The organism is Actinomadura livida (assembly GCF_014648675.1).
Lineage (GTDB): Bacteria > Actinomycetota > Actinomycetes > Streptosporangiales > Streptosporangiaceae > Spirillospora > Spirillospora livida.
Window position 1 is genome coordinate 219300 of record NZ_BMRO01000004.1, and the last position, 24437, is coordinate 243736.

Annotated in this window: 24 protein-coding genes; 12 read left to right on the forward strand and 12 right to left on the reverse strand. The window is 72.2% G+C overall.

Going from position 1 to position 24437, the window contains the following annotated elements; genetic code table 11:
* Nucleotides 1–61 precede the first annotated feature (61 nt).
* From IEZ03_RS10705 to IEZ03_RS10715, 3 genes are read left to right on the forward strand one after another with little or no spacing between them, the layout of a single operon-like run.
* Entirely contained in the window at nucleotides 62–964 is a 903-nt protein-coding gene (locus IEZ03_RS10705) for a hypothetical protein (RefSeq protein ID WP_184888665.1), read from the forward strand.
* On the forward strand, nucleotides 954–1217 hold the full coding sequence (locus IEZ03_RS10710; protein WP_229808198.1) for a DUF2630 family protein: 264 nt from the start codon (nucleotides 954–956) through the stop codon (nucleotides 1215–1217). Before IEZ03_RS10705 ends, IEZ03_RS10710 begins: the two co-directional genes overlap by 11 nt.
* Entirely contained in the window at nucleotides 1214–2143 is a 930-nt protein-coding gene (locus IEZ03_RS10715; protein ID WP_184888663.1) for an LLM class flavin-dependent oxidoreductase, read from the forward strand. Before IEZ03_RS10710 ends, IEZ03_RS10715 begins: the two co-directional genes overlap by 4 nt.
* A 3-nt stretch (nucleotides 2144–2146) precedes the next feature.
* On the opposite strand, the gene argS is transcribed toward IEZ03_RS10715, so the two are convergent.
* From argS to IEZ03_RS10735, 4 genes are all read right to left on the reverse strand, one after another.
* Nucleotides 2147–3892 carry an arginine--tRNA ligase gene (gene argS, locus IEZ03_RS10720; protein ID WP_184888661.1) on the reverse strand — a complete coding sequence of 582 codons (1746 nt, stop codon included), beginning with the start codon at nucleotides 3890–3892 and terminating at the stop codon, nucleotides 2147–2149.
* 56 nt (nucleotides 3893–3948) lie between these two features.
* Nucleotides 3949–5151 carry a phosphate acyltransferase PlsX gene (gene plsX / locus IEZ03_RS10725; protein WP_184888659.1) on the reverse strand — a complete coding sequence of 401 codons (1203 nt, stop codon included), beginning with the start codon at nucleotides 5149–5151 and terminating at the stop codon, nucleotides 3949–3951.
* A gap of 121 nt (nucleotides 5152–5272) precedes the next feature.
* The gene (locus IEZ03_RS10730; protein ID WP_184888657.1) at nucleotides 5273–5695 is read right to left on the reverse strand and encodes a hypothetical protein; all 423 of its coding nucleotides are present in this window, start codon (nucleotides 5693–5695) and stop codon (nucleotides 5273–5275) included.
* Between the two features lie 94 nt (nucleotides 5696–5789).
* Nucleotides 5790–6677, reverse strand: a complete 888-nt coding sequence (locus IEZ03_RS10735) for an alpha/beta fold hydrolase (protein ID WP_184888655.1) — start codon at nucleotides 6675–6677, stop codon at nucleotides 5790–5792.
* Nucleotides 6678–7056: 379 nt separating this feature from the next.
* On the opposite strand from IEZ03_RS10735, the gene IEZ03_RS10740 reads away from it, so the two are divergent.
* Nucleotides 7057–8373: a KamA family radical SAM protein gene (locus IEZ03_RS10740; RefSeq protein ID WP_184888653.1), complete on the forward strand. Its 1317-nt coding sequence runs from the start codon at nucleotides 7057–7059 to the stop codon at nucleotides 8371–8373.
* A 115-nt stretch (nucleotides 8374–8488) separates the two neighbouring features.
* Here IEZ03_RS10740 and IEZ03_RS10745 read toward each other — a convergent pair whose 3' ends face one another.
* The gene (locus tag IEZ03_RS10745) at nucleotides 8489–9337 is read right to left on the reverse strand and encodes a helix-turn-helix transcriptional regulator (protein WP_184888651.1); all 849 of its coding nucleotides are present in this window, start codon (nucleotides 9335–9337) and stop codon (nucleotides 8489–8491) included.
* A gap of 121 nt (nucleotides 9338–9458) precedes the next feature.
* On the opposite strand from IEZ03_RS10745, the gene IEZ03_RS10750 reads away from it, so the two are divergent.
* From IEZ03_RS10750 to IEZ03_RS10770, 5 genes are read left to right on the forward strand one after another with little or no spacing between them, the layout of a single operon-like run.
* Nucleotides 9459–10454: an ABC transporter substrate-binding protein gene (locus IEZ03_RS10750; RefSeq protein ID WP_184888649.1), complete on the forward strand. Its 996-nt coding sequence runs from the start codon at nucleotides 9459–9461 to the stop codon at nucleotides 10452–10454.
* A gap of 11 nt (nucleotides 10455–10465) precedes the next feature.
* Nucleotides 10466–11299: a siderophore-interacting protein gene (locus tag IEZ03_RS10755; RefSeq protein ID WP_184888647.1), complete on the forward strand. Its 834-nt coding sequence runs from the start codon at nucleotides 10466–10468 to the stop codon at nucleotides 11297–11299.
* On the forward strand, nucleotides 11286–12350 hold the full coding sequence (locus IEZ03_RS10760) for a FecCD family ABC transporter permease (RefSeq protein ID WP_229808199.1): 1065 nt from the start codon (nucleotides 11286–11288) through the stop codon (nucleotides 12348–12350). Before IEZ03_RS10755 ends, IEZ03_RS10760 begins: the two co-directional genes overlap by 14 nt.
* Nucleotides 12347–13366 (forward strand): FecCD family ABC transporter permease, encoded by a 1020-nt coding sequence (locus IEZ03_RS10765; RefSeq protein WP_184888645.1) that lies wholly within the window; start codon nucleotides 12347–12349, stop codon nucleotides 13364–13366. The genes IEZ03_RS10760 and IEZ03_RS10765 overlap by 4 nt, the downstream gene beginning before the upstream one ends.
* Nucleotides 13363–14148: an ABC transporter ATP-binding protein gene (locus IEZ03_RS10770; protein WP_184888643.1), complete on the forward strand. Its 786-nt coding sequence runs from the start codon at nucleotides 13363–13365 to the stop codon at nucleotides 14146–14148. The genes IEZ03_RS10765 and IEZ03_RS10770 overlap by 4 nt, the downstream gene beginning before the upstream one ends.
* A gap of 27 nt (nucleotides 14149–14175) precedes the next feature.
* Here IEZ03_RS10770 and IEZ03_RS10775 read toward each other — a convergent pair whose 3' ends face one another.
* From IEZ03_RS10775 to IEZ03_RS10805, 7 genes are all read right to left on the reverse strand, one after another.
* A complete protein-coding gene (locus IEZ03_RS10775; protein WP_184888641.1) occupies nucleotides 14176–14691 on the reverse strand; it encodes a YbhB/YbcL family Raf kinase inhibitor-like protein in 516 nt (171 codons plus the stop codon).
* Between the two features lie 63 nt (nucleotides 14692–14754).
* Nucleotides 14755–15672 (reverse strand): carbohydrate ABC transporter permease, encoded by a 918-nt coding sequence (locus IEZ03_RS10780; protein ID WP_184888639.1) that lies wholly within the window; start codon nucleotides 15670–15672, stop codon nucleotides 14755–14757.
* Nucleotides 15669–16613 carry a carbohydrate ABC transporter permease gene (locus tag IEZ03_RS10785; RefSeq protein WP_221480886.1) on the reverse strand — a complete coding sequence of 315 codons (945 nt, stop codon included), beginning with the start codon at nucleotides 16611–16613 and terminating at the stop codon, nucleotides 15669–15671. Before IEZ03_RS10785 ends, IEZ03_RS10780 begins: the two co-directional genes overlap by 4 nt.
* Nucleotides 16610–17680 carry an ABC transporter ATP-binding protein gene (locus tag IEZ03_RS10790; protein WP_184888637.1) on the reverse strand — a complete coding sequence of 357 codons (1071 nt, stop codon included), beginning with the start codon at nucleotides 17678–17680 and terminating at the stop codon, nucleotides 16610–16612. Before IEZ03_RS10790 ends, IEZ03_RS10785 begins: the two co-directional genes overlap by 4 nt.
* 31 nt (nucleotides 17681–17711) lie before the next feature.
* On the reverse strand, nucleotides 17712–19208 hold the full coding sequence (locus IEZ03_RS10795; protein ID WP_184888635.1) for an ABC transporter substrate-binding protein: 1497 nt from the start codon (nucleotides 19206–19208) through the stop codon (nucleotides 17712–17714).
* A 195-nt stretch (nucleotides 19209–19403) separates the two neighbouring features.
* Nucleotides 19404–20201 (reverse strand): ABC transporter ATP-binding protein, encoded by a 798-nt coding sequence (locus IEZ03_RS10800; protein WP_184888632.1) that lies wholly within the window; start codon nucleotides 20199–20201, stop codon nucleotides 19404–19406.
* Entirely contained in the window at nucleotides 20188–21090 is a 903-nt protein-coding gene (locus IEZ03_RS10805; protein ID WP_229808200.1) for an ABC transporter permease, read from the reverse strand. The genes IEZ03_RS10800 and IEZ03_RS10805 overlap by 14 nt, the downstream gene beginning before the upstream one ends.
* A gap of 179 nt (nucleotides 21091–21269) precedes the next feature.
* On the opposite strand from IEZ03_RS10805, the gene IEZ03_RS10810 reads away from it, so the two are divergent.
* From IEZ03_RS10810 to IEZ03_RS10820, 3 genes are all read left to right on the forward strand, one after another.
* Nucleotides 21270–22928, forward strand: a complete 1659-nt coding sequence (locus IEZ03_RS10810; protein WP_184888628.1) for a bifunctional phosphatase PAP2/diacylglycerol kinase family protein — start codon at nucleotides 21270–21272, stop codon at nucleotides 22926–22928.
* A gap of 76 nt (nucleotides 22929–23004) precedes the next feature.
* Nucleotides 23005–23256 (forward strand): DUF6158 family protein, encoded by a 252-nt coding sequence (locus tag IEZ03_RS10815; protein WP_229808201.1) that lies wholly within the window; start codon nucleotides 23005–23007, stop codon nucleotides 23254–23256.
* Between the two features lie 325 nt (nucleotides 23257–23581).
* Nucleotides 23582–24406 carry a VanW family protein gene (locus tag IEZ03_RS10820; RefSeq protein ID WP_184888626.1) on the forward strand — a complete coding sequence of 275 codons (825 nt, stop codon included), beginning with the start codon at nucleotides 23582–23584 and terminating at the stop codon, nucleotides 24404–24406.
* Nucleotides 24407–24437: the final 31 nt, after the last annotated feature.

Genomic DNA, 24437 nt, shown 5'->3' on the forward strand with positions numbered 1-24437 from the left:
TAGAAGGTCGCTTTCGGTGGAATAGACCTCCCCTCGGCTGATCATCACTGGGGGGAGATCAGTGCCTACCAAGACCGCGAAGACCGCGTCTGCGAAAAAGTCCACCACGGCGAGGAAACCGGCGGCGAAGAGCACGTCGGCGGCCAGGTCGAACTCGAAGACCACGGCGAACTCGAAGACCACGGCGAACTCGAAGACCACGGCGAGCTCGAAGACCGCGGCGAGCCGATCGGCGGCCGCGAAGAACGGCACGGCGAAGAAGCCGGCCTCGTCCGGCCGGACGTCGGCGTCGGCGTCGGCGGCCGCGACCCGGGTCACGAAGGCGGCGAGCGAGGCCAAGACGGCCGCGACGCAGATGAAGTCGCTGGCGACCAAGGCGTCCTCGTCCGCCAAGGCCATGACGGCGATGACGAAGGCGATGACCAGCGCGACCAAGGCGATGGCCGACGCCGCGAAGGCGATGGACGCGGCCGCGAAGGCCATCACCACGACGGCCGGGCCGGCGAACTCGAAGAGCACGGGCACGAAGAGCACGGCCGCCAAGAGCACGAGCACGAGGAGCACGGGCACCAAGAGCACGGGCACCAAGAGCACGGGCACCAAGAGCACGGCCGCGAAGAGCACCGGCACGAAGAGCACGGCGACGAAGAGCACGGGCGCCAAGACCGCCGCCAAGAAGAGCACCGCGAAGAAGGAGGCGGCGTCGGCATCGGGCACGACCCGCCGGACGTCCGCCGCGAGCGGCGGGTCCAGGTCGGCGGCCTCGGCCCGGACCGGCGCGTCGAAGTCGTCCGCGGCGACCAGGTCGAAGTCGTCGGGCACCGCCGCGAAGCCCGCCGCGTCCGGGGCGAGGCCGGCGGCGTCCTCGCTCGTGGAGCCGAAGACCGGCCCGCTCCAGCACTCGACGCGGACCAGCGGCGGGTTCCTCAGCGGGCTCACCGGAACCGGCGACCGTGGCCGCTGACGGGCCGCTGGACGAGCGGGACGTCCTGGCGCGCATCGACGAGTACGTCGGCGAGGAGCAGCGGCTCCGCGAGCGCTACCGGCGCGACGAGCTGGGACGCGAGGAGGAGCACCGGCGGCTGGAGGCGCTCGAGGTCGCGCTGGACCAGTGCTGGGACCTGCTGCGCCGCCGCCGGGCCCGGCTGGAGGCCGGCGGCGACCCCGGCGGCGAGCGGGTCCGGCCGCCGGACGAGGTCGAAGGCTACCTGCAATGACCCCGGCGAGGCGGCGGCGCGGGCCGCTGCGGTTCGGCGTGTCCCTCGCCCCGGACATGGCCGCGCCGCTGATCCGCACCGCGCAGGACGCCGACCGGTTCGGCCTCGACCTCCTCGGCGTCCGCGACCAGCCGTACCGCCGCGACACCGCGGACGCGCCGGCGCTGATGGCGGCGGTGCTGGCCGTCACGTCCCGCATCCGGGTGCTGCCCGCGGTGGCGTGCCTGCCGCTGCGCCCGCCCGCCGTGCTGGCCAAGGCCATCGCGACGATGGACCGGCTCAGCGGCGGCCGCGTCGAGCTCGGCCTCGGCGCGGGCACGGCCTGGGACGGCGTCGAGGCGTACGGGGGCGGGCGGCTCGGCGCCGCCGCGGCCCGCCGCGCCCTCGAAGAGGCCGTGCAGGTCATCCGGCTGCACTGGAGCGACCAGAACGGGCTGCGCCTCCACGGCGACCACTACCGCTTCACGACCGTGCAGGGCGGCCCCGCGCCGGCGCACCAGATCGGCATCTGGCTCGGCGTCACGGGCCCGCGCGGCATCGACCTCGCGGGGCGCGTCGCCGACGGCTGGCTCGCGCCGTCGTCGCTCGTCCCGCCGAAACGGCTCGCCGACGGGCAGCTGCGCCTCGACGCCGCCGCGGCCGCCGCGGGCCGCGACCCCGCCGACATCCGCCGCGGCTACGTCCTGGAAGGCGCGATCGACGGACAGGGCAGCCGCGGCTTCCTGCACGGCCCGTCCCGCCAGTGGATCTACGAACTCACCGAACTGGCCGTCGGCCACGGCGTCGACACGTTCCTGTACGCCGGTGCTCCAGAGCAGCTCGCGGAGTTCGCGCTGGAGATCGTCCCGGCCGTCCGGGAACAGGTCACCAAAGAGCGCTCCGGAGCCGTGTCCGCCCAAGGGGCCGCCCCTGGAACCCCCGGCTGAGCGTCACATGCGTGTGGGGGTGGGGACGCCCAGGAGGGACAGGCCGGTCACCAGCGTGCGGAGGGTCGCGGCGCACAGGGCCAGGCGGGAGGCCCTGGTCTCGTCGTCCGGGGCCTTCAGGACGGGGCAGTTCTCGTAGAACGTCGTGTAGGCGTCCGCGACCGCGTAGATGTAGCTCGCCAGGCGGTGCGGCTCGGCGGTGTCGCCCGCCTGCTTGAGGACGGCGCCGAAGCCGAGCAGTTCCAGCGCCAGCGCCCGCTCGGCGGGGTGGCCGACGACGATCGGGCCCGTGGCGTCCTCCGGCGCGAGCCCGCCCTTGCGGAAGATCGACCGGATCCGCGCCGCCGCGTACTGCAGGTACGGGCCGGTCTTGCCGTTGAACGAGATCATCCGGTCGAAGTCGAAGATGTACTCGCTGTCGCGGGCGACCGACAGGTCGGCGTACTTCACCGCGCCCATGGCGACGTCCCGGACGATCGCCTCCCGGGTGGCGTCGTCGAAGGGCTCGTCGTGCTGGATCCCGTCGAACACGGCGCCGGCCCGCTCGACCGCCTCGTCCAGCAGTTCGGAGAGCTTGACGGTGCCGCCCGCGCGGGTCCGCAGGATCTTGCCGTCGGTGCCGAGGACGTTGCCGATCTGGGCGTGCTCCGCCTTGACCTCGTCGTCCAGCCAGCCGGCCATCCGCGACACGGCGAACACCATCTGGAAGTGCAGCGACTGCGGCGCGCCCACCACGTAGACCATCCGGTCGACGTGCTCGGTGTCGACCCGGTACCGGATCGTCGCGAGGTCGGTGGTGGAGTAGTTGTAGCCGCCGTCGCTCTTGCGGATGATCACGGGCAGCGGCTCGCCCTCGCGGCCGGTGAAGCCGGGCGGGAACGCGCACAGCGCCCCGTCGCTGATCACCGCGATGCCCTTGTCCTCCAGCTCCCGGGCGGTGGGGGCGAGCAGGTCGTTGTAGAAGCTCTCGCCCCTGATGTCGTCGTCGGTGAGCGTGACGCCGAGCCGCCCGTAGACGTCGTTGAAGTACTGCTTGGACACGTCCACGAGGACCTGCCACAGCCGCAGCGTCTCCGGGTCGCCCGCCTGGAGCTTGACGACCCGCGTACGGGACCGGTCGGCGAACTCGGGATCGCCGTCGAACTTCTCCCGCGCGGCCTGGTAGAACGCGGTCAGGTCGCTGACGGACGAGTCGCCCCGCGCGGCGGCCTCCTCGCCGAGGTCGAGCAGGTGCTCGATCAGCATGCCGAACGGGGTGCCCCAGTCGCCGACGTGGTTGTCGCGGACGACGTCGTGGCCGAGGAAGTCCAGGATCCGCGCGATGGCGTCCCCGACGATCGTGGTCCGCAGGTGCCCGACGTGCATCTCCTTCGCCACGTTCGGGGAGGAGTACTCGACGACGACCTTCTGCGGCTTCTCCGCGGTGGGGACGGCGAGCCGCTCGTCCTCCAGCGTCCGCTGCGCCTCGCCGGCGATCCACGCGTCGCTCAGCGTCAGGTTGATGAAGCCCGGCCCGCTGACCTGGACGTCCGCCACGACACCGGCGGTGTCGAGGTTCGCGACGATCTCCTGGGCCACGTCTCGCGGCTTGCGGCCCAGCTTCTTGGCCAGCGGCAGCGCCACGTTGGCCTGAAGGTCGGCGAACTGCGACGGCCGGATGACCGGGTCGGTGTCCGCGTACGACGGTCCGAAGGCGGCGCTGAGCGCGGCCTGGACCCGGGCGGCGAGTACGAGTTGCGGATCGGACATGTGCCAAGGTTATCGGCGCCCGGCCGCCGCCCGGACCCGGTTTTCCGCCGCGCGGGCTACGGCGCGGCGGGCGGCTCCTTGCGGTCGGGCACGGTGTCGGCGGCGGGCCGCGCCTCCGGCAGGCGCGGGACGTCCTCCGGGGTGCGGTCCGGCTGCCGGTCGGTGCCGTCCCGGTCGCCGTGCGTCCAGCGCCCGAACCGCGACGTGCGGGTCAGCGCGACCTGCTCGCGGATCCGCTCCACGATCCGCCCGGCGGCGAGCCGGTGCGCGAGGTCGCACGCCGACGTGACGGCGCGGGCCCGGGACGCGCCGTGCGCGATGACGACCGTCCCGTTCAGGCCGAGCAGGACGCCGCCGCCGTAGGTGTCGGGGTCGAGGCGGTCGCGGAGGTCCTGGAAGCGGCGGCGCTGCAGGAGGGCGCCCATCCGCGCGGCCGGAGTGGACGTCATCGCGTCGCGGACCTCCGCGAACGCCGTCCGGATCGTGCCCTCCATGGTCTTGAGCGCGACGTTGCCGGTGAACCCGTCGGTGACGACGACGTCGACCTTGCCCGTCAGGAGGTCGTGGCCCTCGACGTTGCCCGTGAACTCCATGCCGTGGCTGCCGGTGGTGAGCAGCTCGTGGGCGCGCCTGGTCGTCTTGTTGCCCTTGGCCGGTTCGGTGCCGATCGTCAGGAGCCCGACGGTCGGGCGTTCGAGGCCCAGCAGGATCTGCGCGTAGGCGGTGCCGAGCGCGGCGAACTGGACGAGGCCCTCCGGCTTGACGTCCGTGGTGGCGCCCGCGTCCAGCATGATCGTGGGACGCGGCCGCGTCGGCAGCGTCACCGCGATCGCCGGGCGCAGCACGCCCTGCTGCCCCTTCAGCCGCAGCCGCGACGTCGCCACGACCCCTGCGGTGCTGCCCGCCGACACCAGCGCCGACGCCCGGCCCTGCTTGATCAGATGGCAGGCGATCGCGATGGACGAGCGGGGCTTGCGCCAGCTCGCCAGCGCGCCCTCGCCCATGTCGAGGGCCTCGTCGGCGTGCACGATCGGGATCTTGCCGACCATGCCGTACAGGTCCAGCTCGCGCCGGATCCGCCACGCCTGCCCGACCAGCACGAGGCGGACGTCGTGGTCGCGGACCGCGGCCACCGCACCGGCGACGATCTCCTCCGGGGCGTGGTCGCCGCCCATGGTGTCCACCGCGATGGGCAGCGGGCGGGGCGCCGTCCCGCGGCGAGGCGTCGCGGGGCGCGGCGGCTCGCCATCGCCGGTCATGGCCGCTCCAGAAGGGTGGAAGAACGCGGTGCGCCGCAAGAACGCAGCTCATCGCATCGTAGGACGTTCTTTCACCCGTCTTGACGGCACCCGGCCGGAGTGGTGATCGTCACCCTCCGGGCTAGCCCTCCTCACCGTGGCAGTCGGCGCCCAGGCACGGCGCGTTCTCCACCACGGGCTTCCCGGCGACGAGGATCGTGTAGTGGCTCTCGGCCGTCTCCCGGTCGCCGCTGCCGAAGACCGCGACCGGCTTCTTGTCCGAGGTCGTCCCGGCGCAGGACACCCGCAGCTCGTCCTGCGTCGCGCCGGGCAGGTCCGCGCACTTCAGCGGCTCGGCGAGCTTGACGCCGTGCTCGTGCAGCTCGGCGGCGGCCGTCACCGGCAGCGCCTTCCGCATCGCCGCCTGGGTCTGGTACGTCAGCTCCTCGCCGCGGAACACCAGGTACGCGACGGCGCCGCCCACCAGTGCCAGCACCAGGAGCGCGGCGGCGGCCCCCAGGATCAGGATCTTCTTACGGCCGAGTTGCCGGACCGTTTGAGTCATCTCCACACAGGTGTAGTCACCGACAGTGCGAGGGCGTATGCACCGGGTGATTGATCTTTTCGTTTCGTATGCGGATTCGTTGCCGGTCCGCGAGTCACGCGCCTTCGCGCTCCGCGACCTCGGCGCCGCACACGCCGGCGACCGCGCCGGCGACCGCGTCGGCGAGCACGCCGGGACGGTCGAGCGGCACCATGTGGAGGGCGTCCGGGAGCACGACCTGCCGCCCGAGCGGGCTCATCGCGGCGAGCCGCGCGTGCCCCCGCGCCCACTCCCGCTTCCTGCCGGCCCCCGACACGTCGCCCAGCGCCGTCACGACCACGAGCGGGACGGGCGGGAACGGCCGCCGCTCGCGCAGCCGCGCCAGGTCGGCGGCCGCCTCCCGGTAGGCCAGTTCCTCCGCGAGCACCGTCCCGATGACCGTCCCGCGCCCGTAGACCGAGCGGATGACGTCCGCGGGGACGGCGTCCTCGCGGCGGCTCGTCCCCCGGAGGGCCAGCCGCCGCCCGGACGGCCCGGCGGCCCGCGCGAGCCGGGTCGCGCCGAGCAGGACACCGGCCGCCGTGGCCAGCGGGGTCAGCACCGCCGCCGGGCGGACGGCCGCACGCGCTTCGGGCTCGTGGCTCGGGTCGACGAGCACCGTCCCCCGCACGAGATCGGGCCGCAGCCTGGCCAGCGCCTCGGCGTGGAACGCGGCCATCGAGTGCGCGAGGACGACCACCGGCCGCCCGGCCCGCTCGGCCAGCGCCTCCAGGATCGCGGCGTCGCGGCGCAGCGTGGGCGGGGCGACCCCGGCGGGGCTGAGGCCGAGTCCGGGACGGTCGAACACCGTCACCCGGTACCGCTCCCGCAGCAGGGCGGCCGTCGGGTCCCAGTCGAACCAGGCGCCGCCGAGGCCGGAGGTCAGCAGCAGCGGGACGCCGTCCACCGGCCCGGACTCCACGGCGTGCACCTGCTCGCGCCCCACGTTCACGATCTCGCCCATCGCGCCCCCTCGACCGCCCCGTCCCGTCCCGCCGCGCCCAGTATTTCCGACCGCCGCGGCCGCGGCCGACACGGCTGCGCGCCCGCGAAACCCCTGGCAGCGTCCGCGCCGGTGACCGCTGCGCAACCTTGCCCTTCGCCGAACGAAGATGTTGACGTGCCGTAGTCGTTGTACAAGCGGCGAAAAGTCAACGATGATGTCCAGGCGATTTGTCTGGATCGTCCTTGACCAGCTTTTTTCCGACCGGCTAGGGGGTATCAATTCGGTAGGAACACGTCCTAAACGGTTGAATGGGGGTGTCCCACGAACTTCTGATCACCGTCCGTGACGACGCACCCGGGGGGTGCGCTTCCCCGCTGACAGCAAGGAGTACCAACACGTGACACTGGTGAACGACGCGGCGCCGGCAGTGCGGTCCACTGGTCGCAAGTTCCGCGCCTTCACGGCGAAGCACCTCGACGAGCTGACCGCTCGTGCGGGGCTGTCGCCCGCGCAGCGCCTCGCGACCCGGGCGGTGGCCACGGTCCTGCCGTTCCGGACGAACGCGTACGTCATCGAGGAGCTCATCGACTGGTCGGCAGCGCCCGACGACCCGATCTACCGGCTGGTGTTCCCGCAGGAGGACATGCTCCCGCCCGAGGACGTCGCGCACCTGTCCGACCTCCTGCGCCGCGAGGCGCCCAAGGCCGAGATCGAGGCCGCCGCCCACCGCGTGCGGATGAAGCTGAACCCGCACCCCGCCGGGCAGATGGAGCTCAACATCCCGAGCTTCGGCGACGGCAAGATCCCCGGGATGCAGCACAAGTACGACGAGACCGTCCTGTACTTCCCGAAGCAGGGGCAGACCTGCCACGCGTACTGCACGTACTGCTTCCGCTGGGCGCAGTTCGTCGGCGAGGCCGACCTCAAGATGGCGGGCGACGACGTCACCGCCCTGCGCGACTACATCGTCTCGCACCCCGAGGTGACCAGCGTGCTGTTCACCGGCGGGGACGCCATGATCATGGGCGAGACCGTGCTGCGCCGCTACATCGAGCCGCTGCTCGAACTCGACCAGCTCGAGTCGATCCGCATCGGCACCAAGTCCCTCGCGTACTGGCCGCAGAAGTTCGTCACCGACCCGGACGCCGACGACATGCTCCGCATGTTCGAGCAGGTCGTGGCGTCGGGCAAGAACCTGGCGTTCATGGCGCACTTCTCCCACCCGCGCGAGCTCGAACCGCTCATGGTCGCCGAGGCGTGCCGCCGCATCCGCGACACCGGCGCGGTCATCCGCACCCAGGCGCCGCTGATCCGGACGATCAACGACAGCGCCGCCGACTGGGAGAGCATGTGGCGCACCCAGACCCGGATGGGCCTGATCCCGTACTACATGTTCGTCGAGCGCGACACGGGCCCGCAGGACTACTTCGCCGTCCCGCTCGCCGACGCGTACGAGATCTTCCGGGACGCCTACAAGAACGTCTCCGGCCTCGCCCGCACCGTCCGCGGACCGTCCATGTCCGCCACCCCGGGCAAGGTCTGCGTGGACGGCGTCGTGGACCTGGCCGGTGAGAAGGCGTTCGCGCTCCACCTCATCCAGTGCCGCGACGCCGACCTGGTGGGCAAGCCCTTCTACGCCCAGTACGACCCGAACGCGGTCTGGCTGGACGACCTGAAGCCGGCCTTCACCGACCGCTTCCCCTGGCAGAAGTAGGACGACCCGCCGCACGGCGGGCCGTTTCACGAGACGCGGAGCGGATCGGGAAACGGCTCGTCGTGCGGAGCGGGGGTTCCAGGGGGTCGCCCCCTGGGTAACAAAGCGGGCCGTTTCACGAGACGCGGAGCGGATCGGGAAACGGCTCGTCGTGCGGAGCGGGGGTTCCCCCTGGGCTAGTGCTGATTCTTCCGGGGGTCTGGCCGTATTCCTTTGTGAAGGCCGTGATGAAGGCGGAGGCGCTGGCGTAGCCGACCTGGTGGGCGACCTTGGTGACGGGGTGGGAGTCCAGGAGGACGCGGGCGGCGCGCAGGCGGAGGCGGGTCCGCCACTGGGTGTAGGGCATGCCGAACTCGCGGACGAAGTCGCGCTGGAGCGTCTTGGTGCTCACCCGCAGCCGCTCGGCCCACTCGTCCAGTCGGGTCGGGTCGGCGGGGTCGTGGGAAAGGGCGCGGGCGACGGACAGCGCCAGGCCCGTCCCGTGGACGTGCGCCGGGGGCGCGGGGGCGGTCGGTGCCCCGAGGCCGCTCAGGATGCGGCGGCGGGCGGCGAGCGCGGTCGCCTCGTCGCAGCCGCGGCGGGCGATCGTCTCGATCAGCCGCGCTGCCTCGGCGTCGATGGTCGCCGGGCCCGCGCGGAGGCCGTTCAGGGCGGCCGGTGCCTCGCGCAGGCAGATCCGGTAGACGGTCTGCCGGTCGCCCGCGCGCACGTCGTGGCTGACGGCGCGCATCACCCAGAACGCCTCGCCCGGACCGAGGAACGTGGTAGCCGACCCGTACAGCGTCGCGAGGATGCCGTCCGGTGACCAGTAGAGCTGGTGCAGGAAGTCCTCGCGGTTCTCGCCGAACGCCAGGCCGCCCGAGGAGCGGTACTTGAGCACGAGGATCCCGTCGGGTGCGCCGAGGCCGTAGCCGTACTCCTCGCACGACTCGGGATCGTCCCAGAGGTGTCGTGTGACCGGCACAGGATGTCCTCCCAGCGATATGGGCGCGATTTAAGTAAGGCTAACCTAACCAGGCGTCGGCCCATGTCAGCGGGGTGCCGGCCCCCGAGCGTCCCTGCAACACCCTGAAGGAAACACGACCATGCACTCTCGCAAGCCCTGGAGACTCGCCGGCGCGGTGGCCGCCGCGCTCGTCCTCGCCACCGCCTGCGGATCCGGCTCGGACTCCGCGTCCGGCGGCTCCGCCGAGACGCGGGTCTTCGAGGCCGACAACGGCAAGGTCACGATCCCCGTCGAGCCGCAGCGGGTCGTCGCGACCGGATACGCCGTGCCGGTCCTCATCGAGGCCAAGGCGAAGCTGGTCGGGATCTCGTCCTGGAAGCGCGGCCTGCCGCTGATGAGCGAGGACGACCGCAAGACGTACGACGGCCTCACCAAGGTCGCGGGGGAGCGGGCCGCCGACACCAACTACGAGGCCGTCGCCAAGGCCGACCCGGACCTCATCGTCATCGGCGTCCCGAAGCCCGCCCTCGCCGACCTCGACCTGAAGCGCCTCGAATCGATCGCCCCGGTCGCGGTCATCGGGCCGACGCTGCCGTCGGCGTGGCGCGAGCTCTCGCAGCGGCAGGCCGACGCCGCCGGCCAGAGCGGCGAGCTCGCGACGGCGAAGGCCGCGTACGAGAAGAAGGCCGCGGACCTCAAGGCCAAATACCAGGACGCCCTGGCAGGCGTGAAGTTCGGGCATGTCGGCGCCTACGGCGACATCTCCGCCGGGACGTTCATGCGCGAGTTCGCGGGCTCGTGGGGGACCAACATCGCCCAGGACATGGGCGTCGCCTACTACGGCGAGGTCAAGGAGAAGGGCGGCGGCGCCGAGGACGTCAGCGAGTACCCCTCCATCGAGGAACTGCCCAAGAGCCTCGGGGACGCCGACGCCATCACCTACACGGTCGAGGCCGACGGCAAGCCCGCCGCGGAGGTGAAGTACGTGCTCGACTCCAAGCTGTGGAAGAACCTGCCGGCCGTCAAGGACGGCAAGGCATACCCCGTCCGCTACACCGAGGCGGCGACCTACGAGTCGGCGATGCGGACGCTGGACGAGGTCGACAAGGCGCTCGCGCCGCTGCTCGGGCAGTGAGCGGGGCACCGGTGAGCATCGACCGGCGGGATCCGCGCGGCCGGGTCCTGGAGCACCACCGGACGGGCACGGGCGTCCGCCGCATCGGGTACCCGATCGGCATCCGCACCGTCCGGGTGGTGCGCCGCGAGCAGATCACGCGCAGCATCCTGCGGCTGACCGTGGGCGGGCCGGAGCTGGACGGGTTCCACACCTACCAGGCCGACGACCACGTGAAGATCGTCTTCCCGGACGCGGACGGCGCCCGCCGCCTCCCGGTCGTCAACGCCGACCTCGAACTGGACTGGCCGAGGCCGCTGCCGCCCGCCCGCAAGTACACGATCCGCCGCTTCGACGCCGAGGCCCGCGAACTCGACCTCGACTTCGTCCTGCACCCGGGCGGGCTCGCCTCGGACTGGGCGGCGGCCGCCCGGCCGGGGGACGAGGTCGCGGTCGCCGGCCCGCCCGGCGCCAAGGCGTTCCCGCACAACTACGACCACTACCTGTTCGCGGTCGACGCCACCGCGCTGCCCGCCGCGGCGCGGTGGCTGGAGGAGTCCCCGCAGGACGTGTCCGCCCGGCTGGTCATCGAGACCGGGGACGCCGCCGACCACGCCTACCCGCTCGCGGCCCGCGACGGGGTGGAGGTCACCTGGCTCGTCCGGGACGGCGAGCGGTCCCCGCTGGCGGACGCCGTCCGGGCGCTCGACCCGCCCGCGGGCCGCACGTTCCTGTTCGCCGCCGGGGAGGCGGGGGCGATCAAGCCGCTGCGCGCCTGGGCCCGCGAGCTCAAGGGCGAGGGGCGGCTGGACGCGCTGTTCACCGGCTACTGGAAGCGCGGAGTGGCGGGGCTTGAGGACGACTGATCCGGCGCCCGGAACGGCGGGGCGCGGCCTGGCGGAGGCGGGCTCCGCTCCTTCCGCGTCCCCCCGGCCCGGCCTGGACCGGCGGGTCGTGCTCCTGGCGGGCGCCGTCCTGCTCCTGGCGGTCTGCGCGGGCGCGAGCCTGGCCGTCGGGGCGGGCCGCACGCCGCCGCAGGAGGTGTGGCGGGCGCTGACCGGCTACGCGGGGACGAACGAGCACGTGATCGTCCGCGACATCCGGGTGCCGCGGACGATCCTCGCCATCTGCGTGGGCGCGGCCCTCGGCACAGCGGGCACGCTCATCCAGACGCTGACCCGCAACCCCCTCGCCGAACCCGGCATCCTCGGCGTGACCTCCGGCGCCGGGTTCGCGATCACCGTCGGCACGGTGCTCGGGATCGCCGGGTCGCAGACCGCCCAGCTCGGGCTCGCGCTGGTCGGCGCGGTGGTCGCCTCGCTGGTGGTCTACGGCGTCGGCCGGACCGTCCCGCTGCGGCTCGTCCTCGCCGGCGTCGCCTTCACGTTCGTGCTGTCGGGGATGTCGCTCGCGCTGCGGCTGCTGTACCCGGACGTCCTGGACCGGTTCCGGTTCTGGTCGGTCGGGTCGCTCGCCGGGCGGGAGCAGACGCCGTTCGAGGTGCCGCTGCTCGCGATCGTCCTCGCCCTCGCCGGCGCGCTGCTGGCGACCCGCCCCCTGTCGGGGATCGCGCTCGGCGAGGACGTCGCGCATGCGCTCGGCGCCCGCGTCGCCCGGACGAGGGTGGCGGTGCTCGCGCTCGTCACCGTCCTGGCCGGGGCCGCGACCGCCGTCGCGGGGCCGATCGCGTTCGTGGGGCTGATCGTCCCGCACCTGGCGCGGCACGCCGCGCGCGGGTCGATCCCGTGGCTGATGGGCTACACGATGCTGCTCGGCCCCATCCTGATGCTCGTCTCCGACATCGGGGCGCGGGTACTGCTGCCGACCGGCGAGGTGCCCGTGGCCGTCGTCACCGCGTTCCTCGGCGGCCCCGCGCTGATCTGGGTCGTCCGGCGGTACGGGGCGGTGGAGCTGTGAGCGCCCTGGTACTGCGCGCGGGACGGCTGTCCGCGCTGGTCGAGCGGCGGACGGCCGTTGCGTCGCTCGCGCTGGTCGCCGCCGCGCTCCTGCTCGCCTTCGCCGCGCTCTGCCGCGGCGACTCCTGGGACCCGCCCGGCGAGGTCCTGGCGGCGCTCGCCGGGCAGGGGGACGCGGCGCTGATCGTCCAGGAGTGGCGGCTGCCCCGGGTGACCGCGGCGCTGGTCTTCGGCGCGGCCCTCGGCGCCGCCGGCGCGGTCTTCCAGAACGTGACCCGCAACGCGCTCGGCAGCCCCGACGTGATCGGCCTGGACGCCGGCGCCTACACCGGCGTGCTGATCGCGATCACCGTGTTCGGCGGGACGGCGGCCGGGCTCGCCGCGGGTTCGCTCACCGGCGGGCTCGCCGCGGCCGCCGTCGTCTACGTGCTGTCGCTGCGGTCCGGGCTCAGCGGCCTGCGGCTCATCGTGATCGGGATCGCGGTGAACGCGATGATGACCGCGGTCAACAACTGGATCGTGCTGCGCGCCCAGCTGGACGTGGCGATCGCCGCCACCGGATGGAGCGCGGGCTCCCTGAACGGCCTGGACTGGGCCGAGGTCCGCGTACCGTTCCTCATCATCGCCGCGCTGGGGCTGCTGCTCGCCGCCCTGTCGCGCACCATGGGCCAGGCCGCGCTCGGCGACGAGGTGGCCGCGACGTCCGGGGTGGCGCTGAAGCGGTACCGGCTGCTGGTCATCATCACGGGCGTGGGCCTCACCGCCACCGTCACGTCCGCGACCGGGCCGATCGTGTTCGTCGCGCTCGCCGCGCCGCAGATCGGCCGCCGTCTCGCCGGCGCCGCCGGGACGCCCGCGCTGCCCGCCGCGCTGACCGGGGCGCTGCTCCTGCTGGCCGCCGACCTCGCCGCCCAGACGGTGCTCGCCCCCGTCCAGCTGCCCGTCGGGGTGGTCACGACGGTGATCGGCGGCGCCTACCTCACCTGGCTGCTGACCATGGAGATGAGGAAGCCGTGAACGGACGCCTCACCGCCGACGACGTCACCCTCGCCTACGGCGACCGGGTGGTGTCGGCGGACCTGACCGTCGACGTCCCCGACCGGGCGTTCACCGCCGTCGTCGGCGCCAACGCCTGCGGCAAGTCGACGCTGCTGCGCTCCTTCGCCCGGCTGCTGGCGCCCGCGGCCGGGCGGGTGCGCTTCGACGGCCGCGACGTCCGCGACTACCGGCCGAAGGCCATCGCCCGCGAGATCGGGTTCCTGCCGCAGGGGCTGGTCGCGCCGGAGAACATCGCGGTGCGGCAGCTTGTCGCCCGCGGCCGGTACCCGCACCAGACGCTGCTGTCCACCTGGTCGCGGGAGGACGAGCGCGCGGTGGCGGCGGCGATGAAGGCGGCCGGCGTCACCGAGCTGGCCGAGCGGACGGTGGAGAGCCTGTCCGGCGGGCAGCGGCAGCGCGTCTGGGTCGCGATGGTCCTCGCGCAGGAGACGTCCTACCTGCTGCTGGACGAGCCCACCACCTTCCTCGACATCACCCACCAGTACCAGCTGCTCACCCTGCTGGCCCGGCTCCGCGACGAAGGCCGGACGATCATCGCCGTCCTGCACGACATCAACCAGGCGTGCCGCTTCGCCGACCACCTCATCGCGATGCGCGACGGCCGCGTCGTCGCCGCGGGCGCCCCCGCCGACATCGTCGACACCGCCCTGATCAAGGAGGTGTTCGACCTGTCCTGCGTAATAGTCCCCGACCCGGTGACCGGCACCCCGATGATCGTCCCAGACGCCGGTGCGGAGTGACCCGGCACCGGCGCCCGGGACGCCGCGTCAGTAGACCGGGATGATCGTGGCGCGGGCCAGGGTGTGGCCGGTGATGTTGAAGCCGACGACGGCCGGCATCGTGTCGGAGTCGAGGCCGAGCGACTCGACGTCCAGGGCGTGGACGGTGAACACGTAGCGGTGCGGGTCGCCGGGCGGCGGCGCGGCGCCGCCGTACGCCTTGATCCCGAAGTCGCTGCGGGCGTGGACGCCGACCTTGGAGTCCTCGGAGCCGGCGCCGGTGGGCAGCTCGGTCACGTTCGCGGGGATGTCGAACAGGATCCAGTGCCAGAAGCCGCTGCCGGTGGGCGCGTCCGGGTCGAAGCACGTCACCGCGAAGCTCTTGGTCTCGGGCGGGAAGCCCGACCAGCGCAGGTGCGGGGAGTCGTTGTCCCCGCTGAACCCCCAGTCGTCGAAGACCTGGCCGTTCGGGAGACGCTCGCCTTCGGTGACGTCGTCGCTGGTGACCGTGAACGACGGGACCTCGGGCAGGTACTCGTGCGGAAGCGGCGGCTTGCCGGCCATGGTGACCTCCTAGTCGGGACGTTTCTGCAGGGATCTTCCTACCCTCATCCCTATCAGGAGGCGTCAGGTCTTGACGGCGCCCATCGTGAAGCCGGTGACGAAGCGGTCGAGGAACAGGTTGAACAGGAACGCGATCGGGACCGCCGTGATCACCGCGGACGCCTGCAGGGACTGCCAGAAGAAGACGTCCCCGCGGATCAGCTGTGTCGGCACGCCGGTGCTGATCACCATCTCGGGGCTGGACGACACGAACGCCAGCGCGTACACGAACTCGCTGGACGTGAGCGTGAAACTGAACACCACGACCGCGACGATCCCCGGGAACACCAGCGGCATCACCGCCCGCAGGAACGCGCCGAGGCGGCTGTAGCCGTCCACCATGGCCTGCTCCTCGACGTCCTTCGGGACGGCCTTGAGGAAGCCGATCAGCAGCCACACCGACACCGGGACCGTGATCGTCGGATACACGACGATCATCGACCAGAGCGTGTTCTCCAGGTGGAGCGCGACCACGACGCGCGTCAGCGACAGGAACAGCAGCGACGGCGGCACCAGGTACACCATGAAGATCGCGATGCCCATCGGCGTGCCCCACGGCCGGTCGAGGCGCGCGAGGGAGTACGCGGCGGGCAGCGCCAGCGCGAGCGTGATCGCCACCACCGCCGCCCCGACGATCAGCGTGTTGACCACGAACGTCAGGAACGGCGTGTCGGTGAACAGGAACGTCACGTGGTCGGGCGTCGCCGGCATGTTGAAGAAGAACGGGTTGCTCTCCGGGTTGTACAGGTCCTGGTTCTGCTTGAACGCGCTGATCACGCTCCACAGGAACGGCAGCGCGCACAGCAGCGCCGCGGTGACCGCCGCCCCGTACACCCCGCACCGGGCGGCGACGTGCCGGCGCCCGTACCGCCGCCGCAGCCGCTCCATCTCGTCCGCGGGCACCTTCCCGACGGGCTTTCCGGCGGGCGCGGTCGTGGTCATCGTGCCTCCAGCCGTCGGACGGCGCGCAGGATCGCGACCGCGGCCGCGAGCAGCAGCGGGAACAGGAACAGCGCGATCGCCGCGCCCTGGCCGACGTCGCCGCCCTCGATGCCGCGGAAGTACGCCCACGACGCCAGCACGTCGGTCGAGTGCGTCGGGCCGCCCCGCGTCAGCACGTACGGGACGGTCATGTCGGTGAACGTCAGGATCGCGCCGAACAGCGCCGCCACCGCGATCACCGGCATGGTCAGCGGGATCGTCACCTCGAACATCCGCCGCCAGAACCCGGCCCCGTCGATCCGCGCGGCCTCGTCGAGGTCCTTGGGGATGGCGATCAGCCCGGCCATCACGATCACCGCGGCCAGCGGCGTCAGCCGCCACACGTGCACCGCGATCACCGACGCCATCGCCGTGCCCGGCTGGCCGAGCCACACGACGTTCGCGTCGATGAGCCCGACGTTGCGCAGCACCCAGTCGACCGGCGAGAAGATCGAGTCGAGGAACCACAGCCAGGAGACCGTCGACAGCGCCACCGGCGTCGTCCACGGCAGCAGCACCAGGAACCGGACGAACCACTTGCCGCGGAAGTCGGCGACGAGGATGTTCGCGAGGATCTTCCCGAACACCACGATCAGCAGCATGCTGATCACGGTGAAGACCAGCGTGTTCCGCAGCGAGCGCCAGAACACCCGGTCGTCGAACACGTCGCCGAAGTTGGCGAACCCGACGAAGTCGAACGACGGGTCGCCGGTCGTCACGTCCGAGAACGCGAACGCGATCGCCAGCAGGAACGGGATGCCGACCAGCGCGATGATGTAGACGACCGACGGCAGCAGCATCACCCACGCGAGGAACCCGTCGCGGTCGGCGAGCCCGACCTTCGGCCGCTCCCGGCGCCCGCCCGCCTCGACCGGCTCCGCCTCGGTCTTCACGTCCGTCACGAGGCGCCTCCGATCGGCACCGCGGCCGTCCGGACGCCCTCCGCGGCGTCGAAGAACCGGAACCGGTCGGCAGGCACCGCGAACTCGTGCGTCTCCCCGGCCGCCAGCGGCGTCGCCACCGTGGCGGGCAGCCGCGCGATGACCCGGGTCTCCTCGCCGATGCCCGTCACCGTCCCGTACACGTGCCGGTCTCCTGACAGGTACTCCATCCGCTCGACCCGCAGCGGCATCGTGACCCGCTCGGACGTGACGTTCTCGGCGGGCAGCAGATGCTCGGGACGGAACCCCACCAGGCGGTCGTCGCGCTTCACCAGGTTCATCGGCGGCGACCCGATGAACGTCGCGACGAACGTGTCCGCCGGGTCGTCGTACACCTCCTGCGGCGTCCCGACCTGCCGGACCCGGCCGTGCTCCAGCACCGCGATGCGGTCGCCGAGCCCCATCGCCTCCGCCTGGTCGTGCGTCACGTAGATCGTGGTGGTGCCGACCCGCTCCTGGAAGCGCTTCAGCTCGTCCCGCGCCGTCGCGCGCATCTTCGCGTCCAGGTTGGACAGCGGCTCGTCCAGCAGGAACACCGCCGGGTCGCGCACCAGCGCCCGCGCCAGCGCGACCCGCTGCCGCTCCCCGCCGGACAGCTGCCGCGGCTTGCGGCGCAGCAGCGGCGTGATCTCCAGCAGCTCCGCCGCCCACGCCGCCTTCTTCTCCCGCTCCGCCCGCTCCATCCCCTCCGCGCGCAGCGGGAAGACGATGTTGTCCAGCACCGTCTTGTGCGGATACAGCGCGTACGACTGGAACACCATCGCGATCTGCCGGACCCGCGGCGGGAGCCCGTTCACCACGTGCCCGCCGATCAGCACCTCGCCCTCCGTCGGCTGCTCCAGGCCCGCGATCGTCCGCAGCAGGGTCGTCTTCCCGCACCCGGACGGACCGAGCAGCACCAGGTACTCCCCGGGCTCCGCCGCCAGGTCCACCCCGTCCAGCGCCAGCACCCGCTCCGACCGCCCCCGCCGCGCCCGCAGATGCCCGTCGAACGCCTTGACGAGCCCCTTCACTTCGACAGTTTCCATGGCTGTGCCTCCCGGGAGCTTGGGGTCGGGCTCAGCCGCCTATGAGGCCGCGGGAGCGCCAGTTGTCGAAGATCTTCTTGATCGATTCCTCGGCCTCGGCGACGGCGTCCTTCGGGGACGCCTGGCCGCGGGCGGCGCGGCCGAACATCGTCGGCAGGACGTGGGTGTTGAAGGTCTCGCCGACCGCCGGGTTGGACGGGCCCGGGTAGCCGATGTTGGCGCTCCACGAGACGGAGTCCTTCAGGAAGCTCAGCTTGTTCGCGGGCTTGGCGCCCCACGGGTCGTCGTCCAGCCAGCCGTTCAGCTGCGGGACGAGCGACGGCCACGCCGGCAGGTCGTACATCTCGGAGTGGTACGTCACGGCCGGGAAGTTCGCCGTGTAGTGCAGCAGGAACTCCTTGGCCGCGTCCGCGTTGCCGGCGTACGTCGGGACGATCCACTGCTGGATCACGTGCTGCGCCGCCAGCGCCGCCTTCGGGCCGCGCAGGGCGGGGACGAAGAAGATGTCGTCGCCGATCTCGCGGTTCGTGCTCATCGCGGTGCGCCACGCCGAGATCGAGTTCAGGATGTAGGACGACTTGCCGGCGATGAGCGCCTGGTTGTTGGACGCGGGGTTCCACGAGAAGACCTCGCTGGTCTCCGCCTCCTTGAACAGCCGGGTCATGTACTCCACGGCCGCGATGGTCGCGTCGGAGTTGATCGCGACCTGCTCGTTCTCGTCCTGGACGGAGCCGCCGAACGACCACAGCAGCGCCCGCGCCGCCATGTTCGAGTCGGTCTCGGGGGAGAGCCCGATGCCGCACGGCACCCCGGTCTGCTTCTTGATCTCGGAGGCGCCGCGCAGCAGGTCGTCCCAGCTCGCCGGGCCGTTCGGCATGCCGACCTTCTGCCACATCGACCGGCGGAAGTCGCCCGGGTCGGGCGTCCAGCCGGGGCAGTAGGCGTAGAACTTCTCGGTGTTGGGGTTGTAGCTCGACTTGCGGCACAGCTCCTGCTGCTGCCCCCACCGCTTGTTCGCCTCCTGGACCACGTCGGCCATGTCCAGGACGGACGGCTCGTACTGCGAGAGCGGCGCGATGTGCTGGATGAGGTCGTGCCCGCGCTTCGCCTGGATCTCGGAGGCGGCGCGCCGGGGGACGTCCACCGTGTTGACGTGGTCGACGCGGACGTCGACGCCGACCTTCTTGCCCCAGTCGGCGACGAACTTGTCGAACCAGGTGTCGTGCCGGGGCACGAAGTGGCTCCACATCAGGATGCTGAGGGAGCCGCTCAGTTTCGTCGCGGGGGAGGTGAACACCTCCTTCGGGGCCTCGCCGGAGCCCTTCGCCTGCGGTCCGCTGGACTCGCTGGCGCATCCCGCCAGCAGCCCGTAGGCACCCGCCGCCAGTGCGCTGGAAGCTAGGAATCCGCGTCTGTCGAGCCCGGCGGAGCCGGCCCGGGAGGAGTGGGGGGTCGTCCCCCCTCGAAGGGCATCGAGTCCCGGGGGGACGGGGGTTCGGGGGGAGTCGGGGGTGAGCCGGTCGGCCATGGGAGCCTCCCTCGCCGCTGAGGTTCTCCCTCGAAAGTAGATCTACTTTCGCTTTTCAACCAGAGACGATCCGGTAACTCCGCGTCACAGTGGTCTCACGGGTACCGGCGGCCCCCGAGCCCCCATGGGCACCCTCCCGCAGGGCCTTACAGGCCAGTGACCCGCTGTTTCGGGGGCCCTGACCCGGTTCGGTCCTTACTTGCCGGTGGCCTCGGTGTAGGCGGCGATGACCTCTTCCGGGTCGCCGTCCATGTGCATCCGGCCCTCGTCGACCCAGATGACGCGGTCGCAGGTCTCCTTGACCACGTCGAGCTGGTGGGCGACGAGGAACACCGCGCCGGCCTCCTTGCGCAGCTCCTCGATCCGGCGCTTGCTCTTGTTCTTGAACTTGGCGTCGCCGGTGGCGAGCGCCTCGTCGATCAGCAGCACGTCGTGGGTCTTGGCCGCGGCGATCGCGAACCGGAGCCGGGCGCCCATGCCGGACGAGTACGTCCGCATGGGGTACTGGATGAAGCCCTCCTTGAGTCCGGCGAAGTTCACGATCTCCTGGTACTTCGCCTTGGTCTCGGCCGGGGTCATGCCCATCGCCAGGCAGCCGAGGACGATGTTGCGCTCGCCGGTGAGGTCCTTCATCAGGGCCGCGTTCACGCCGAGCAGGGACGGCTGGCCGTCGGTGTAGACGCCGCCCTTGTGCGGGGGGAGCAGCCCCGCGATCGCCTTCAGCAGCGTCGACTTGCCGGAGCCGTTGGTGCCGATGATCCCGATGGCCTCGCCCCGGTAGGCGACGAACGACAGGCCCTTGATCGCGTGGACCTCGGTCATCGTGGGGCGGTGCTGCCGCCGGACGATCCGGGAGAGCGCGCTGGCGGCGTTCCCCTTCCCGCCGGCGCCGAACACCCGGTAGACGATGTGGAGGTCGTCCACCACCACGATCGGTTCCCGGTTCGGGTCGATCTCGATGGCGCCGCGCACCTTGGTGTCAGCCACGGCCATATCGCTCCTCGGCACGGTAGAAGTACACGAAGCCCCCGATCAGCATGACCAGGCTCCAGCCGACCGCGAGCAGCCACAGATGCGTCACGGAGGTCACGCCCAGGGTCGACTGCACGTATCCCCGGTATTCGCCCAGCAGGACGTACCGGCTCAGCTCCAGGAACACGTACGCGGGGTTCGCCTCCAGCAGCGCGCCGAGCCACGCGTGGTTCTTCAGCAGATCGCTGCGCTCCATGAGCTGCGGCAGGCTGAAGATGACACCGGAGGCGTACAGCCACGTCCGCATGACGAAGGGCAGCAGCTGCGTGATGTCGCGGTTGAACGCGCCCAGCCGCGCCATGACCATGCTGATGCCGACGTTGAATATCAGCTGGAGCAGCAGGATCGGGACGAACAGCAGCATGTAGAAGCTGAGCGGCTCGCCGAACGCCAGGATGATGGCGAACAGCACGAACAGCGACACCAGCAGCTGCTGCAGCTCCACGACCGCGTACGCCAGCGGCAGCGTCGCCCGCGGGAAGTGCAGCGCCCGGATCAGCGACAGGTTGTCGCCGACCGACTTGGAGCCGGAGGTGACGGACCGCTGGGTGAAGCCGAACAGGAACACGCCGGTCACCAGGAACGGGATGAAGTCCGGCACGCCGCGGCTCAGCTTCAGCAGCAGCCCGAAGATCAGGTAGTAGACGGCCGCGTTCAGCAGCGGCGTCAGCACCTGCCATACCTGGCCGAGGCGGGAGTCGCTGTGCTTCGAGACGTTCTTCGCCGACGCGAACGCCCAGATGAAGTTCCGCCGAGCCCACACACTCTTCAGATACTTGGGCAGCGGGGGGCGCGCCGCGCTTTGCCTCAGCCCATGACGTGCGGCGTAGTCGGCCAGCGTCTCGTTCACGTGAGGAGGCTCCGCGATCGTTCCGACCGACTCGCCACCCGAGGAACCGAGTCGTTCCGGGTGACTCATGCCCGGAAGCCTATTGCAGTCGATGAGTCCGGCGGGACGTCTGCCCGCATGTGACCCCCGATTTGAGATCTTTGCGGCATCATGTCGCCACCCTGGGGGATACCCCGGTCATGCGCGTCAACCACTCGGCCCATCCCACCGCGCAGCGACGGCCCCCCGCCTGGCGTCCCCCCGGATGGCGGCGTCCCCCGCCGCCGGAGCCCCGGTCCCGCTTCCACCGCTCCCGCACGCTGCGCAGGCTGGGGCGGATCGACCGGTGGGCGTTCGACGGGGTCGCGGCGGCGCACCTGCCGGGCCTGGAGTACGTCCTGCCGAGGCTGTCGCGGTTCGCCGACCACGGCGTGCTGTGGTTCACGAGCGCCGGGGTGATGGGGCTCTCCGGCGGCGCCCGGCTGCGGCGCGCGGCGCTGCGCGGGTCGCTGGCGATCGCGGTGGCGAGCCCGGCGGTGAACCTCCTCGGCAAGCAGGCGTTCCGCCGCAAGCGGCCCGTCGTGGACCTGGTGCCGCCGATCCGGATCCGCTGGAAGCTGCCGACGTCGCACGCCTTCCCGTCCGGCCACTCGGCGTCGGCCGCGGCCTTCGCCACCGGCGTCGCGATGGAGGCGCCGCGCTCGGTGGCCGTGCCCGCAGCGGCCACGGCCGCGGCGGTGGCGTTCTCCCGCGTGTACACCGGCGCCCACTATCCGGGCGACGTCCTCGCCGGGGTGGGGATCGGCATGCTCGCCGCGCTCGGGACGCGGACGGTCTGGCCCGCCCACCCGCCGGCGGCCCGGGTGACGCCGGCCGAGGACACGGTCACCGGGCGGGACCTCGGCGAGCTGGTCGCCGACGACGGGCGCGGGGTGGTCGCGGTCGTCAACCGCGCCGCGGGTGGCGGCGACGCGCCGGTCGGGATGGCGGGCGGGATACTGCCGAGCCGCGCGGACTTCGCCGTGGAGATCCTCGAACGGGAACTGCCCGCGGCGGAGATCGTCACGTTCACGGCGGGCGACGACGCCGACAAGGTGTTCGGCGAGGCGGCCGGGCGGGCGTCGGTGCTCGCCGTCGTCGGCGGGGACGGGACGGTGAACGCGGCCGCGCGGGCGGCGCTGGACCACGACGTCCCGCTGCTGGTCGTCCCGGGCGGTACGTTCGACCACTTCTCCCGCGCCCTCGGCATGGCGTCGGCCACGGAGGCGATCTCCGCCTACCGGGACGGGCGGCTCGGCCGCGTCGACGTTGCCTACCTCACCCCGGCGGGCGGCAGGCGGGGACAGGACGAGGAGCACATCTTCCTCAACACCGCCGGCTTCGGCGCCTACACCGAGCTGCTCGAACGGCGGGCGCGGCTGGAGCGGCGCATCGGCAAGTGGCCCGCGCTCGCCGTCGCCGCCGTCCGGACGCTGCGGCACTCCGAGCCCGTCGACCTGTTCGTGGACGGCCGCGAACGCCGCGTCTGGCTGGCGTTCGTCGGCAACTGCCTCTACGGCGCGCGGGGCACCACCCCGAACTGGCGCGAGCGGCTCGACGACGGGTGGCTCGACATCCGCACGGTGTCCACCGGCCGCCGCGTCCCCCGCGTCCGCGCGGTCGCCGCGGTGCTGGCCGGGCACCTGCACATCACCCCCGGCTACCGCGCGTGGAAGGCGACCGCGCTGGAGCTGGCGTCACCGGCCGGCGGCCTGCGGATCGCCCGCGACGGCGAGCTCACCTCGCTGCCCGCGAAGCTCCGCTTCGGCAAGCACGCGGGCGCCCTGACCGTCTTCTGCCCCGCCGAGGCGCTCCGCTGACGGGCCCGCGGAACGCGGGGTTTGGCGGACGGCGACCGGGTAGGGGATCGGACGCCCACGGAGGAGGGAACCGGACATGACGAGCCCGGACACGACGAGCAATGACACCGCGATGGGGGTCGACCCCGGCGCGCTGACCGACGACGACCTGTTCCGTGAGCTGGGGCATCTGTACCAGACGAGGCTCGACGCGCTCCGGCACGCCGCCGACCAGGCGTACGGGGAGCACACGCGCCGCATGAACCAGTTCGAAGCCGAGTACCTGCGCAGGTACCCGGGACGGGAGATCGACCCCGAGCGCTTGCGCGAAGGGGCCCGCGCCCGCTGACGGCGCACCGCTGACCCCGACCGCCCGCCCGGTTCCGCGCCACCGGCCGGGCGGTCGGCTCTGCCCGGCCGGAGCGGGGCCGGAGCCCGCTGTTGTTCGCGGGTTCGTGTTGTTCGGGTAAAGGTCCGGCGTTGGGCGCGGGGGAGCGGCAGGGTCCGTTGCAGGATCCGAAGGGGGATCCTCGGGGGGTGTGTGTTCTGTGAGGCGGACCCGGCCTGGCCGGAAACGAAGGCGCCATGAGCGGAGCCGGCGCGGCGGGCGTGAGCGCCGCGGGCGCGGGCAGCAGCCGAAGCTGGGCGAGTGCGTCCAGCGATGGTGGCCGTTCGTGGCGGGCACGCTGGCGACGACCGGGCTGCTGCTCGGGGCGTACCTGCTGGCGCCGCGCGATCCGGGCGCGGCGGCGACGCTGCACGTCCGCGGCAAGGCCCCGCCGGACGGGTCGTTACCCGGCAGGGTGGCGCCGGACGCCGCGGCGGGCGGGGCAGCGGGCGTCCACGAGCGGCCGATGAGCAGCTACACCACCCGGTTCACGCCGGGGGAGCCCCGCGTCCGCAACATCGAGCTGGCCGCCCGGATCCTCGACGGCCACGTCGTCGATCCCGGCCGGACGTTCTCGTTCAACGACGTCGTCGGGCCGCGTACCAAGAGCCGCGGATACGTCCCGGCGCCGGCCATCATGGGCTCGCGGCTGGTGAAGGACGTGGGCGGCGGCATCTGCCAGGTGTCCACGACGCTCTTCAACGCGGTGTTCCGGGCCGGCCTGGACATCCGCAACTCGCGGGCGCACACCATGTACATGCCGGAGTACCCCGAGGGGCGCGAGGCCGCGGTCGCCTATCCGGGGCTGGACTTCACGTGGCGGAACGACACCGGGCACCCCGTCCGCATCGAGGTCGGCTACACGGCGGCGTCGCTCACGGTCAGCCTGTACGGGGAACGCAGGTACGAGGTGCGGTCGAAGGCGTCCGAGCGGTACGGGATCAAGCCGTACGGGACGGGCGTGGGACGGGGACGCAAGTGCGTGCCGATGGCCGGCCGCAAGGGCTTCAAGATCGACGTCTGGCGGACGCTCCTCGACGACGGGCGGAAGGTGCGGCGCGAGAAGTTCCACACCGAGTACCGCCCGCAGCCCAAGGTGGAGTGCCTGTAGGGGGTGCGCGCGGGGTCCCGGCGGCGCCCGT